Here is a 12890-nt window from a genome sequence, read left to right as displayed (position 1 = left end):
GCAACGGCCGTGCGGGGTCTCAGCGGGTGGCCGGCTTGTCGATCACCCGCAGGATCGCGTCGGGCGTGCGCAGGGGCGGCAGGTGGTCGACGCCGGGCAGGCGGAGGAGTTCGCAGCGGAGGCGGGCGGCGGTCTGCTCGGCGCAGTCGATGGCCGGGCGGCGGTCGAGGTCGCCGATCAGGACCGTCGCGGGGATGCCGGTCAGCTCGCCGAGTCGGCCGAAGACCGGCGGGTCGGGCTGCTGGTGGAGGTCCTCGCCGGGCCAGGCCCTGGCGGCGGAGCGCAGTTGGGCGACGGCCGCCGGGTCCGAACCGGCGGCCGCCCACTCGCGCAGGCCGAAGGCGGTCAGCCCGTCGAGGTCGTCGGCGGCCACCAGCCGGTCGTACTCGGCGTCCGCTTCCGGCTCGGCCGGCCACGGGTAGCCGGGGACGCCGGGGCACACCAGCACCAGTGAGGCCGCCCGTTCGGGCTGCCGGAGCGCGAGGCCGAGCGCCGTCCCGCCGCCCATACTGCAGCCGACCAGGTGCACCCGGTGGAGTCCGAAGTGGTCGAGCACCGCGTACAGGTCGGCGAGGTTCGAGTAGGCCGTGGTCGGCCGGGGCGAGCGCCCGTAGCCGCGCACGTCGTAGCGGATCACCCGGTGGCGCCGGGTGAGTTCGGGCAGCAGCCCGTCCCAGATCCGCGAGTCGCCGACCCCCGGGTGTAGCAGCACCAGCGGTGGCCGGTCACCGCCGCTGTCCGCCGCCCATACGTCCCCGCCGCGCACCCGGACCAGCCCGTCCCATGTCATGGCGGTCATTCTCCGAGTCGATTCGCGCGTCCGCGAGGCAATTTGGGCGCGGCGGGACTGTCCTGGGCCGCCACTACAGTGCCTGGCATGTCCCAACTGACGCCTGCCGACCGCGCCTTGACCGATCCGCGGTTCCTGGTGACCGCCGATCCCGCCGAGGTGCTCACCCTGCTGCCGAGCGCCGCGGCCCCGGAGGCCCGGGTGGCTGCGGCCGTGTACCGGGTCTCGGCGGGCGTCCACGGCTCGGCGGATCCGGCCGCCCGGCGCCAACTGCTCGCCCTGGACGCGGCACGGTTCGGGCAGCACCGGCTCTCCGACCGGCTCGCCGCGGTCGCGCTCCCCGCCGCCCCGGCCGCCTGGCGGGTCGTCTGGGCCACCTCGACTGCCGCCCACCCGGCCCTGGTGGCCACCGACGCGCCAGACCTGCCCCCGTCCCGCCCGGCCCCGGCCGAGACCGCCGCCACCACGGTCGACGGCCGCCCGCGCACGCTCCGCTGCGACCCTGTGTCGGGGCTCCGGCTCGACGAGGAGCCGCTCCCCGGCCTCGCTCCGGACACGGTCCTTCCGCTGACCGTCGAAGGCCGCCCGCACGCCCTCGCCGCCGACGAGAAGCGGGCCGCCCTCTGGGACCTGACGTCACATCAACTCGCCTCCGAATACCTGCCGTTCGGGGACGACGACCTCACCGGCTGGGCAGTGACCGAGCTCGACGGGCAGCCGCACCTGCTCGCCGGCAGTTTCGGCGGCACCCTCGCACTGTTCCGGCTCCCCGGCGGCAAACTCCGCGCGAGCGCCCGCTCGGAGTACCGGGAACTGCGCCTGCTCGTCCCGTTCGCCCTGCACGGACGCCCGCACGCCCTGGTCGCCGGCTGCGACCCATACGTCGGGGAGCGGCTCGAACGCGCCGAGTTGTGGAGCCTGGCCCCGCTGCGCCCGGTCGATCACCTGCTGATCGACACGAGCGCCGTCCTGCCCGTCGCCGTGGACGGCCGGGAGCTGCTGCGCACCGGCGGCGGGCAGCTCTGGGACTTCGCCGAACTTCCGCCGGTACAGCGCCTGTTGGGTCACCGGGAGGCGGTCCGCGCGCTGGCCGTGACCACCCTGGACGGGCGGCCGGTGGTGCTGAGCGGCGGCGACGACCAGTCCCTCCGGTTGCGCGACCTGGCCACCGGCGCCCTGCTCGGTTCCCCGCTCGCCACCGTCCACCCCTCGGGCGACTGGACGGGCATCGTCTCCCTCACCTGCATCGAGGCCGACGGCCGCCCGTACGCCGTGACGGGGCACACCGACAGCTACCTGAACACCTCGGTCCGCACCTGGGACCTCACCACCCGCACCGAGGCTCCCCTCACCGAACTCCCGCCCGGCGAAGACGACTTCACCCCCGTCGACGAGGATCCGCCCATCACCGCCACCGATCTCCTGCACGGCCGTTCGGCGCTCGTCGCGGCCACCGGCAGCCGCGTCCAGATCCATCCGGCGGACGCCCCCGACCTCGCCCTCGCCCAACTCGCCTTCCCGGCCCGTGTCACCGCCCTCGCCCTCACCCCGAGCGGGCGGCTCCTGGTGGCCTTCGGGCCGGACCTCGCACTGCTCGACCCGCGCTGATCCGGGGGCGGACCACTACGGCGCCTGGCCCTCGCTCGCCCGGGCGGCCGCGATCAACTCCTCGCCGCTCCAAGTGAGTCGGCCGGAGCGGAGGTCGGCGAGGACGGTTTCCAGCCAGTCGCCCTCGGCCGCGGCGAGGGCGCGGGTGTACTCGGTCTCCAGCATCGCGACCCGCGGGACGCCGAGCGCCGCCGTGTCTGCGAGCGCGCGCTCCTGGGCGGCCTGGCCGGCCCGCACTGCGGCGAGGCGGGCGGTGAGGGCCCGCTCGATCTCGTCCGGCGCGAGCAGCATCAGGTTGGCGAGGGCGACCGGGAACTCGGGGAACTCGGCCTTGGGCTCGCGCAGCATCTCCAGCAGCCAGGTGCGGGTGGTGGCCCGGCCGGCGTCGGTGACCTCGTAGACGGTGCGCTCCGGGTACTGCTGGTCGCGCCCGGTCTCCCGGACGGCGATCAGCCCGGCCCCCAGCAGCCGGTCGATCGCGCGGTAGAGGCTGGTGCGCTGGCCGACGTTGACCACCTGGTCCTTGCCCCACTCCTTGAGCAGCCGCTGCATCCCGTACGGGTGCAGCGGCTTGAAGTGCAGCAGCGACAGCACGGTGAGCTGGACCGGCGAGCTCTTGGGCGCGGGACTCATGATCCGGATACTACTCCCAACGGAACTAGTTGCAGCGCCACTAGTTTCAATGCAACTATGAAGGGGTCGACAGCACACCGGCTCCGACAGCGGTCAGCGGTCAGCGGTCCACCGTCGACGACCCGGTCCGGGTCCGATCACCCAGCCCGGGTCCGATCCCGAAGGAGAACGATCATGGCAACGAAGATCAGCACCGCCCTGGTCATCGGCGGCGGCGTGGCCGGCCCGGTCACCGCGATGGCCCTGCAGCAGGCGGGCATCGAGGCCACCGTGTACGAGGCCTACGAGGGCACCGCCGTCGGCGTCGGCGCCGCGCTCGGCCTGGCCCCCAACGGCCTCGCCGCGCTGGACGCGATCGGCGTCGGCGACCTGGTCCGGCAGCTCGGCGACCCCACCACGGCGATCGTCCTGCAGAGCTGGAACGGCAAGCGACTCGCCGAGATCGGCAGCCCCGGCTCCCTGGAGCCCACCCGGTTGGTCATGCGCAGCGACCTCTACCGGGCGCTCTACGACGAGGCGCGCCGCCGAGGCATCAGGATCGAGCACGGCAAGCGGCTGACCGGGGTCGAGGAGGGCGAGGGCACCGTCACCGCGGAGTTCGCCGACGGCACCACCGCCACCGGCGAGTTGCTGGTCGGTGCCGACGGGATCCGCTCCACCGTGCGCACGCTGATCGACCCGGCCGCCCCGCAGCCGCGCTACGCCGGACTGCAGGGCTTCGGCGCCGTCAGCACCGAAGCCGGCCTGGTGCCGGACACCGGCGGGAAGATGGTCATGACCTTCGGCAAGCACGCCTTCTTCGGGCTGCAGGTGATCGGCGGCAACGCCGTCTGGTTCGTCAACCTTCCGTACCCGGAGCCGCTGACCCTGTCCGAGGCGGTCTCCCGCGGGGCCGAGCGGTGGCTCCGCGTCCTGGCCGAGGCCTGCGCCGACGACCGCTCCCCGGCGCCGGGCCTGATCCGGCGCACCGATCCCGCCGAGCTGCTGATCACCGGGCCGATGGAGATCATGCCCCGGGTTCCGCACTGGAGCCGCGGCCGCCTGGTGCTGACCGGGGACGCGGCCCACGCGCCGTCCTCCAGCTCCGGCCAGGGCGCCTCGCTGGCCATCGAAAGCTCGGTCGAACTCGCCCGCTGCCTGCGGGACTTGCCTCTCCCCCGGGCGCTCGACCGGTACGAGGAGCTGCGCCGGCCGCGGGTCGAGCAGATCATCAAGCAGGCCGAGCGCGCCAACAGCAACAAGGCGGCCGGCCCGGTCGGCCGGGTGCTGCGCGACGCGCTGATGCCGCTCGGCATGAAACTGATGAGCCAGGAGAAGCTCTCCCGGCCGCTCCACCACCGGATCGACTGGGCCGAGCCGGCCGCCTGACCTGCCGGCGCGCGACCAGCCGCCCTGCGATCGGGCCTCCCGCTCGCGCCCGCCCTGCGACCTGACGCTCCGTGACCGGTGACCCTGCGAACCGCAGTCCCGTGACCGGCGACTCTGCGACCTGACGTCCTGTGACCGGAGGTCAGAAGCGGAAGCCGATGACGCCGTGACCAGGGAGCTCCGCGGCGGCCTTCATCCAGCCGAGGGCCTGGAAGACCGCGTCGACGACGGTCTGATCCCCGAGCGGGGGCAGCGGGATCCGGCCGGCTTCCACGGCCTCCATCGTGTCGCCGAACTGGCGCAGCGCCTGGGCGACTTGCTCGGGCGTCCAGCTGCCGCAGCCCGGGGTGTAGCTGCGCGGGACGGGGCTCGGGGCGCTGCCGTGGGCGAAGTCGGAGACGCTCAGGGCCGTGACGCCCAGGTCGGCGAGGCCACGGTCGACGACGGACAGCCAGTCGCCGCGGTGCGGGGTGAAGGAGTCGTTCGGCAGGAAGCGCCCGGTGAACTCGCACAGGCGCTCGTACGCGTAGCCGTACTGGAAGGTGAACTGGGCGGGGGCGTCGAAGGGTCCGCCGTGGACGACGGCGCGCAGGGCCTCGTACGCGGTGGGCGCGCCGTCCGCGAGATCGAACTCGAAGTACTCGTCGGCCTCCGCGAGCCGGCCGGCGAACTCGGTGCGGACGGCCTCCAGCAGCCGGTCGTCGCCGGAGCCGACCAGAGCCCGGGTGGCCGCGACGTCGAGCAGGTAGACGTGCAGGGAAGAACTCATGGCCATGAAACCTAGCGACGGGCCTGCCGCACCGGGCCGCCGGGGGCCGTTTGCCCTCACGGCCAGGAGACTCAGTGACGGCGGACCGGTGTTCGACGGGGCCGCGGCCGGGCCCGTGTTAGACGTGTACGGGTTCGTGCCGACCGGGACGCGCGCCGAACCGGTGGCGAAGGCGCTGCACGGGCTGGGCCGGCGCTCGCGCAAGGCGTCGTTCACCGCGTGCGAGGTCGAACACACCTCCGCCGAGCTCTACTTGACGCCCGGAGAGCCGGTGTCGTTCTCCGGCCGGTGCACCGCTCCGGGGGTCGACTTGCTGATCGCCGCACTCGCCCGGGCCGGCCGCGCCGGCACCGTCGAGGTCTACGACCCGGACACCGGTGAACTCCGCCACCAGGTCCGCGCGGACGGGACGTCCACCCCTCCGTCACCCGCCACCGAACGGCGCCGAAACTCCTGACGCGACCTCACATTCGATCCGCTCGGCCGCAGGTACCGCCGCGCCACGACCACCGCCCCTCCCACGGAAGCGAGTTGCTCAGCGCCGCCGCCTCCGACCACCTCACCCGCGCCCGGATCCTCACCTCCGGCGAAGCCTCGATCCGGCCCGTCTGCGATGCGACCGGGACGAGTTCGACCGCAGCCGCATCTCCGCCCACCGCACCAACGCCGAAGGCCGGATCGCTGCAACCCTCCCGGCGGACTGGGACGCCACTGACGGCGGCGAGGCTGTCCCGGACCAGGTGCTGTAGACGCAGCAGCACCGCACACCCCGCTGCGCACCATCGGCCCGGGCAGTAGACAGATAGTCTCTGCGCAGATAATCTTCTCGAAGATAATCTTCCTGACCAGGAGGCCACTGATGTGGACATACGAGCACAGCATCGAGACCGACGCCGCGCCCGAGGCGATCTGGCGCCTGTGGGCCGACGTCGAGAACTGGGCGACCTGGAACGCCGACATCGCGAGCATCCGGATCAGCGGCCCGTTCGCGGCGGGTACTGAGATCGTGATGACGTCGGCCGATCAGGACCCGGTGCACCTGATCGTCGCCGAGGCGACAGTCAACGAACTGTTTGTGGACGAGGCCCGGTTCGACGGGCTGCTCCTGCGCACCATTCACCGGCTCGACCAGGGCGAGCGAGGCCGCACTCGAGTGACGTACCGGATGGAGATCACCGGCACTGGCGCCGACCAGCTCGGCCCGCAGATCGGTCCGGCCGTCACCGCGGACTGGCCCGAGACGATGGCTGCCCTGGTCAAGCTGGCACAGGACTGATGGCCCTCAGCCCCGGCGACAGCCCCGGATTCCTGCTCTGGCATGCCACGCTGCGCTGGCAGCGCGATATCGCCGCGGCCCTCGGCCCCCTGGACCTCACCCACGTCCAGTTCGTTCTGCTTGCCTGCACCTGGTGGCTGAACACGCACGGCGAACATCCCAACCAGCTGGCCGTGGCCCGCCAGGCTGGCACCGACGTGAAGATGACCTCGCAGGTCCTGCGCGCCTTGGAGGCCAAGGGTCTGATCGAGCGTGAGGTCGACCCCGCCGATACTCGCGCCAAACGGCTGCGTGTCACCAGCGCCGGCGCCGAGCTGGCTCCGCGCGCGATCGCCGCCGTCGAGGACGTCGACGTACGTTTCTTCCAACCGGTGGCGCGCGGCGACGCCGTGACCCTGCTCGGCCGCCTGGCCCACCCCGAGTCCTGAGGCCCCCGACGCGGACGCCGTCGGCTGCCGAACCCGCCGGCCGACGGTGTCCGCGTGATACGGCCCGCTCCGCCCTGCCCCGAGGAACGGCGACTCCTTCGTGACCGTCCGCGGGGGTGCCGCACCCGGTCGCGGTGGCGGTGACGGACGGCGCGCCGAACGTGGTGACGCTGAACTCGGTCGGCAAGACCTTCAACGTGTCGGGGGTGCCGAGCTGCCTCGCCCTGGTGCCGGATCCGGCGCTGGGCGGTGCGGTGCTGGCCCGTCCGCAGGCCTCGTTCCTGCTCTGGCTGGACGGTTCGGGCCTGGGAACCCGCGAGGAGTCGCTCACGCAGCGTCAGGTGGAGCTGGCGGACGGCGCGGGCTTCGGTCCGGCCGGATCCGGCTGCCTGCGGCTGAATTTCGCCCTGCCGCTGGACCGGCTGCGCACCGCGCTCACCCGCTTGACCTGCGGGTCGGCGGGTTGAGCGGCGTCGAGGTTTGCCCGGGGGCAGACTGAGCAGGAACAACCGGGCCCTTATCGCGCACCGAGGGATGGTGAGTCCGGTGACATCCGTACGCCCACCGCAGGCCGACGTACCGGCCGATTCGACACAGAGCGTGACCCCGCCCACGGAGTTGACCGAGGCTTCGGCCGAACGACACCTGGGCGCCATCTGCTTCAAGATCGGGCCTCCGGCCCTGGTCGGGGTGGAGGCGGAGTGGTTCGTCCATGACGGCCGATGTCCCGCTTCCCCGGTGGATCCCGCCCGGGTGGCGGCCTCGCTGGCGGTGCTGCCCGAGTCGGCCGACGGCCCGGTGTTCCCGGCCGGCTCGCGGCTGACGTACGAACCCGGCGGGCAGGTCGAGCTGAGCTCCCCGCCCGCCGCCGACCCGGCCGCCTGCGCGGCGGGGCTGAGCGCCGACCAGGCGGTGCTGCGGGCGGCGCTGGGCGCCGAGGGCCTGCGGTTGACGGGCACCGGCACCGATCCGCTGGACCGCGAGCGCCGGATGCAGGCCACCCATCCGCGGTACCGGGCGATGGAACGTTACTTCGGCCGCGGCGGGCCGTGGGGCCGGATCATGATGACGGGCACCGCCTCCGTGCAGGTGTGCGTGGATGCGGGCACCGAGCACACCTACGTCGACCGCTGGCGGCTGGCCCACCTGCTGGGGCCGGTGCTGGTCGGGGCGTTCGCCAACTCGCCGCTGCTGGAGGGCCGGCCGACGGGCTGGAAGTCGACGCGGCAGCTGGTCTGGTCGCGGATGGACCCGTCCCGCACGCTGGCTCCGCCCCCGCTGGCCGATCCGCGGGAGGCGTGGACCCGGTACGTGCTGGATGCGACGGTGCTGTGCGTGCGCCGCCCGGAGGGCCTGCCGTGGGACGCACCGGCGGGCCTGTCGTTCCGTGACTGGCTGCGCGGCGCGGGCGAGCGGGGCGCCGAGCTGGCCGATCTGGACTACCACCGCACCACGCTGTTCCCGCCGGTCCGCCCGCGCGGCCACCTGGAGCTGCGGATGATCGACGCCCAGCCGGGCGAGGGCTGGCGGGTGCCGCTGGCGCTGGTCTCCGCGCTGATGGACGACCCGCTGGCCGCGGAGGAGGCCCGGGTCGCGCTGGAGCGCCTCGGCCACGCCGGTTCCCGCGCTCCGCGTTCGGGCCTGTGGCGGCGCGCCGCCGCGCTCGGCATGGCGGACGCGGAGCTGCGCCGGGCCGCGCTCGCCTGTTTCTCGGCCGCCGAACGGGCGCTCGCCCGCCGGGACGGCCTGCTGCGGCCGGCGCTGCTGGAGTTCGCCGAACGCTATCCGGCCCGGGGCCGCTGCCCGGCCGACGACCAGTTGGCCGCGCTGCGCACCGGCGCGGGCCCGGCCCTGGAGGAGGACGCACCGTGCTGATCACCGAGGACGACGCCCGCACCGACCCGTTCGACGGCCACCACGGCCTACCGCCCGCCACGCCCCTCGCCGCGCCGCCCACCGACCGGTCCACCCACCAGTCCCCCGACCGGTCCGCCAACCGGTCCGCCGCACCGCCCACCGACCAGTCCGCCGACCCGCTCGGCCGCCCGCTCGCCCGTCCGATCACCCGCCCGGAGGAGGACGTCCCGTGCTGAACGCCGACCGCACCGATCCCGCGGTGCTGCGCGAGCTGATCGCGACCGAGCTACTGGCCGCCCGGGAGCGCACGGGGCAGCTCACGGGGGCCGTGGACGACGCCGATCTGGTCGCCCAGCACTCGCCGTTGATGTCCCCGCTGGTGTGGGACCTGGCGCACATCGGCAACCAGGAGGAGCTGTGGCTGCTGCGCAACGTCGGCGGCCGCGACCCGATGCACCCGGAGATCGACCCGCTGTACGACGCGTTCGAGCACCCGCGGGCCGAGCGCCCGCGCCTGCCGCTGCTGCCGCCGGACGAGGCGCGGGCGTACGCGCACGAGGTGCGCGGGCGGGTGCTGGACCTGCTGGCCGCCTCGCCGCTGGAGGGGGCGCCGCTGCTGGACGCCGGGTTCGCGTTCGGGATGATCGCGCAGCACGAGCAGCAGCACGACGAGACGATGCTGATCACCCATCAGCTGCGGCAGGGCCCGGCCGTGCTGGACGCGCCGCCGCCGCCCGCCGCGGCCGCCCCGCCGGCGTCCGAAGTGCTGGTCCCCGCCGGGCCGTTCACCATGGGCACGGACACCGAGCCGTGGGCGCTGGACAACGAGCGGCCCGCGCACCGGGTGGACCTGCCGGCGTACTGGCTGGACACGGTGCCGGTCTCCAACGGCGCGTACCAGGAGTTCATCGCCGACGGCGGCTACCGCGACCCGCGCTGGTGGACGCCGGCCGGCTGGGAGCACCGGACGGCCGCCGGCCTGACCGCGCCGCTGTTCTGGTCCCGGGAGGGCGGGCAGTGGCTGCGTCGCCGGTTCGGCCACGTGGAGCCGGTGCCGCCGAACGAGCCGGTGCTGCACGTCAGTTGGTACGAGGCGGACGCGTACGCCCGATGGGCGGGGCGGCGGCTGCCGACCGAGGCGGAGTGGGAGAAGGCGGCCCGGCACGACCCGGTCGCCGACCGCTCGCGGCGCTTCCCGTGGGGCGACGGGCCGCCCGGCCCGGAGCACGCCAACCTCGGTCAGCGGCACCTGCGCCCGGCCCCGGTCGGCGCCTACCCGCAGGGCGAGTCGCCGTACGGGGCGCGGCAGTTGATCGGCGACGTGTGGGAGTGGACGAGCAGCGACTTCACCGGCTACCCGGGGTTCCGGGCGTGGCCGTACCGGGAGTACTCGGAGGTGTTCTTCGGGCCGGAGTACAAGGTGCTGCGGGGCGGCTCGTTCGCGGTCGCGCCGGTCGCCTGCCGGGGCACGTTCCGCAACTGGGACTACCCGATCCGGCGGCAGATCTTCTCCGGCTTCCGGACCGCCCGGGATGCCGAGGTCGGGGACTGATGTGCCGTCATTTCGCGTATCTGGGACGGCCGGTGGCGCTGCGCTCGGTGCTGCTGGATCCGCCGTTCGGGCCGCTGCGGCAGTCCTGGGCGCCGCGTCTGCAGCGGCACGGAACCGTCAACGTGGACGGCTACGGGGTGGGTTGGTACGCCGAGGGCGACGAGCGGCCGGCCCGCTACCGGCGGGAGGGGCCGATCTGGGCGGACGGCGATCTGGTGGACCTGGCCCGGGTGGTGCGGTCGCACGCGGTCCTGGGCGCGGTCCGCTCGGCGACCCCGGGCTGTGCGCCCGGGCCGCAGGCGGTCGCGCCGTTCGGCGCCGGGCGGTGGCTGTTCAGCCACAACGGGGCGCTGCCGGGCTGGCCGCGCGCCTTCGAGCCGCTGGCCGAACTGCTGCCGGTCTCCGAGCTGTTGGAGATCGAGGCGCGTACCGATTCGGCGCTGCTGTGGGCGGTGGTGCTGAACCGGCTGCGCGCGGGCGTCGAGTTGGGCCCGGCGCTGTCCGAAGTGTGCCTGCTGGCCGCCGATCTGGCCGATGCCCGGCTCAATCTGCTGGTGACGGACGGACGTTCGCTGGCGGCGACGGCCTGGGGCGACACGCTGTTCCAGCGGCGGGATGCGGACGGTTCGCTGCTGGTGGCGTCCGAGCCGTTCGACGACGGGCCGGACTGGTCCGAAGTCCCCGACCGCACCCTGCTGGTGGCCGACGCGGCCGGCAGCACGCTGACCCCGCTGGCCCCGATCGGGCCGCGCACCCGAGAGGACGCACCGCAGTGACCGGATACCGGCTGACCCGCCTGCTGCCCGCCGACCACCTGCACCACGCGCTGCGCGCCGATGCGCGCTCGGGTCTGGGCGGGCAGCCCAAACGGCTGCCGCCGAAGTGGTTCTACGACGCCCGGGGTTCGGAGCTGTTCGAGGAGATCACCCGGCTGCCCGAGTACTACCCGACCCGGGCGGAGCGGGAGATCCTGACGGCGCGGGCCGGGGAGATCGCGGCGGTGACCGGGGCCCGCACCCTGGTCGAACTCGGTTCTGGCTCCTCGGAGAAGACCCGGCTGCTGCTGGACGCGCTGCGCGATCAGGGCACCTTGGAGCGGTACGTGCCGGTGGACGTCAGCGAGAGCGCGCTGGAGTCGGCGGGGAAGGCGCTGATCGCCGAGTATCCGGGGCTGGAGGTCTCGGCGGTGCTGTCGGACTTCACCACCGGGCTCGGCCTGCCGGAGGGCGGCGGGCCGCGGCTGGTGGCGTTCCTCGGCGGCACGCTGGGCAACCTGCTGCCGGCCGAGCGGGCCGCGTTCCTGTCCGGGCTGCGGGCCCAACTGCTGCCGGGGGACGCGCTGTTGCTGGGCACGGACCTGGTGAAGGACCCGGAGGTGCTGGTCGCGGCGTACGACGACGCGGCGGGGGTGACGGCGGCGTTCAACCGGAACGTGCTGACGGTGCTGAACCGGGAGCTGGACGCGGACTTCTACCCGGAGCAGTTCGCGCACGTGGCGCTCTGGGACGCCGAGCAGGAGTGGATCGAGATGCGCCTCCGTGCGCTGCGGCCGCAGAGCGTGAAGGTCGCCGAGCTGGGTCTCGCGGTGCACTTCGAGGAGGGCGAGGAGTTGTACACGGAGGTGTCGGCGAAGTTCCGCCGGGAGCGGGTGGAGCGTGAACTGTTCGCCGCCGGGCTGCGGTTGAGCGACTGGTGGACGGACGAGGAAGGCCGGTTCGGGCTGTCGCTGTCCCGGCCGATGGCGGACGCCTCCGACTGACCGGGTGCGACGGGGCCCGCCCGCCGGCGGTAATTCGCTGGCGGGCGGGCCTTCGTGTCCGGACAATGCCCGGGTGCAGAACACTGAACAGCGGACGGCGACCGTCCTGATCGCATGGCAGGGTGAACTCCTCGGCGCGGTGGGGCCTTTCACGGCTTCCTCGCCGTACTGGGCGCAGGTCGGGGAGGTGGTGCGGGCGGCGTCCGAGGCGGCCGGGGTGCCGGTGGCGCTGCTGCGGATGCTGTCCGTGGCGGGTGGGGAGACCGGCAGCTGCGGTGACGTGGTGTACCTGGCGGAGGCGTGGGAGCGCCCCACCGGGCCGCTGGCCGCCGCACCGGATCTTCCGGATGCGGCGGACGTGTCGCCGGACGGGCATCCGTTGCGGCTGCCGTGGGCCTCGGCCGAGGGGCTGCGGGGGGAATGGGCCTGGGCCGACGGCGAGTTGGCAGCGCTCGGGCGGCCGCGGAGCGGCCCGGTGGAGCAGGTGCGCAGCTGGAACCTGTCGGCGCTGTCCCGGTTCCCGACCGCGTCGGGTGCGGCCTGGTTGAAGAGCACCCCGCCGTTCGCGGTGGCGGAGGCCGCGGTGATCGCCCGGGTGGCGAAGGCCGATCCGGGGCTGGTGCCACGGGTGTTGGCGGCGGACGGGCGGCGGATGCTGCTGGACGACGTGCCGGGTGTGGACTGCTGGGGCCTGCCGGAGGACGGCATGCTGGGCGTCCTCGACCGGTGGGCGGCCGTGCAGGCGGCCGTCGCCGCGGACGGGCCGGGCGAGTTGACGGACCGTTCGCCGGCGGCGCTGGCGGCGCTGTTCCCGGCGCTGCTGGAGCGGCTGCGGCCGGAGCTGGATGCC

Annotated in this window: 14 protein-coding genes and 1 pseudogene; 12 read left to right on the top strand and 3 right to left on the bottom strand. The window is 74.0% G+C overall.

From position 1 onward, the window contains the following. Positions 1 to 19: 19 nt before the first annotated feature. Positions 20 to 799, bottom strand: a complete 780-nt coding sequence (locus KCH_RS31200; protein ID WP_244305505.1) for an alpha/beta fold hydrolase — start codon at positions 797 to 799, stop codon at positions 20 to 22. A 78-nt stretch (positions 800 to 877) separates the two neighbouring features. Here KCH_RS31200 and KCH_RS31195 point away from each other — a divergent pair, with 78 nt between their 5' ends. Further along, complete coding sequence (locus tag KCH_RS31195; RefSeq protein WP_035868560.1) at positions 878 to 2398, top strand: WD40 repeat domain-containing protein; 1521 nt, start codon at positions 878 to 880, stop codon at positions 2396 to 2398. 15 nt (positions 2399 to 2413) lie between these two features. Here KCH_RS31195 and KCH_RS31190 read toward each other — a convergent pair whose 3' ends face one another. Continuing rightward, positions 2414 to 3031 carry a PadR family transcriptional regulator gene (locus tag KCH_RS31190; RefSeq protein WP_035868557.1) on the bottom strand — a complete coding sequence of 206 codons (618 nt, stop codon included), beginning with the start codon at positions 3029 to 3031 and terminating at the stop codon, positions 2414 to 2416. A 174-nt stretch (positions 3032 to 3205) separates the two neighbouring features. On the opposite strand from KCH_RS31190, the gene KCH_RS31185 reads away from it, so the two are divergent. Next, complete coding sequence (locus KCH_RS31185; RefSeq protein WP_035868554.1) at positions 3206 to 4399, top strand: FAD-dependent oxidoreductase; 1194 nt, start codon at positions 3206 to 3208, stop codon at positions 4397 to 4399. Positions 4400 to 4541: 142 nt separating this feature from the next. Here KCH_RS31185 and KCH_RS31180 read toward each other — a convergent pair whose 3' ends face one another. Then, the gene (locus KCH_RS31180; RefSeq protein ID WP_035868551.1) at positions 4542 to 5168 is read right to left on the bottom strand and encodes a DUF7691 family protein; all 627 of its coding nucleotides are present in this window, start codon (positions 5166 to 5168) and stop codon (positions 4542 to 4544) included. Positions 5169 to 5292: 124 nt separating this feature from the next. Here KCH_RS31180 and KCH_RS31175 point away from each other — a divergent pair, with 124 nt between their 5' ends. The 10 genes and pseudogenes from KCH_RS31175 to KCH_RS42885 all read left to right on the top strand — a co-directional run. Next, positions 5293 to 5625, top strand: a complete 333-nt coding sequence (locus KCH_RS31175; protein ID WP_157032269.1) for a hypothetical protein — start codon at positions 5293 to 5295, stop codon at positions 5623 to 5625. A 402-nt stretch (positions 5626 to 6027) separates the two neighbouring features. After that, positions 6028 to 6444, top strand: a complete 417-nt coding sequence (locus tag KCH_RS31170) for an SRPBCC family protein (RefSeq protein ID WP_035868544.1) — start codon at positions 6028 to 6030, stop codon at positions 6442 to 6444. Then, positions 6444 to 6872, top strand: coding sequence for a MarR family winged helix-turn-helix transcriptional regulator (locus KCH_RS31165; protein WP_035868541.1), 429 nt, complete (start codon positions 6444 to 6446; stop codon positions 6870 to 6872). The genes KCH_RS31170 and KCH_RS31165 overlap by 1 nt, the downstream gene beginning before the upstream one ends. 116 nt (positions 6873 to 6988) lie before the next feature. Further along, the gene (locus KCH_RS31160; protein WP_035868538.1) at positions 6989 to 7339 is read left to right on the top strand and encodes a beta C-S lyase family protein; all 351 of its coding nucleotides are present in this window, start codon (positions 6989 to 6991) and stop codon (positions 7337 to 7339) included. A 133-nt stretch (positions 7340 to 7472) separates the two neighbouring features. Continuing rightward, complete coding sequence (gene egtA / locus KCH_RS31155) at positions 7473 to 8747, top strand: ergothioneine biosynthesis glutamate--cysteine ligase EgtA (RefSeq protein ID WP_051653651.1); 1275 nt, start codon at positions 7473 to 7475, stop codon at positions 8745 to 8747. Then, positions 8741 to 8965 carry a hypothetical protein gene (locus tag KCH_RS31150; protein ID WP_035868535.1) on the top strand — a complete coding sequence of 75 codons (225 nt, stop codon included), beginning with the start codon at positions 8741 to 8743 and terminating at the stop codon, positions 8963 to 8965. Before egtA ends, KCH_RS31150 begins: the two co-directional genes overlap by 7 nt. Next, a complete protein-coding gene (egtB, locus tag KCH_RS31145; RefSeq protein WP_035868533.1) occupies positions 8959 to 10281 on the top strand; it encodes an ergothioneine biosynthesis protein EgtB in 1323 nt (440 codons plus the stop codon). The genes KCH_RS31150 and egtB overlap by 7 nt, the downstream gene beginning before the upstream one ends. Further along, positions 10281 to 11057, top strand: a complete 777-nt coding sequence (gene egtC / locus KCH_RS31140) for an ergothioneine biosynthesis protein EgtC (RefSeq protein WP_035868530.1) — start codon at positions 10281 to 10283, stop codon at positions 11055 to 11057. The genes egtB and egtC overlap by 1 nt, the downstream gene beginning before the upstream one ends. Beyond that, positions 11054 to 12040, top strand: coding sequence for an L-histidine N(alpha)-methyltransferase (gene egtD, locus KCH_RS31135; RefSeq protein WP_035868526.1), 987 nt, complete (start codon positions 11054 to 11056; stop codon positions 12038 to 12040). Before egtC ends, egtD begins: the two co-directional genes overlap by 4 nt. A gap of 73 nt (positions 12041 to 12113) precedes the next feature. Continuing rightward, positions 12114 to 12890, top strand: a pseudogene (locus KCH_RS42885) (aminoglycoside phosphotransferase family protein); the annotation flags it as partial.

Source organism: Kitasatospora cheerisanensis KCTC 2395 (assembly GCF_000696185.1).
GTDB lineage: Bacteria > Actinomycetota > Actinomycetes > Streptomycetales > Streptomycetaceae > Kitasatospora > Kitasatospora cheerisanensis.
Note: the sequence above shows the minus strand (reverse complement) of the source record. Positions and strands in the feature narration are given on the sequence as shown.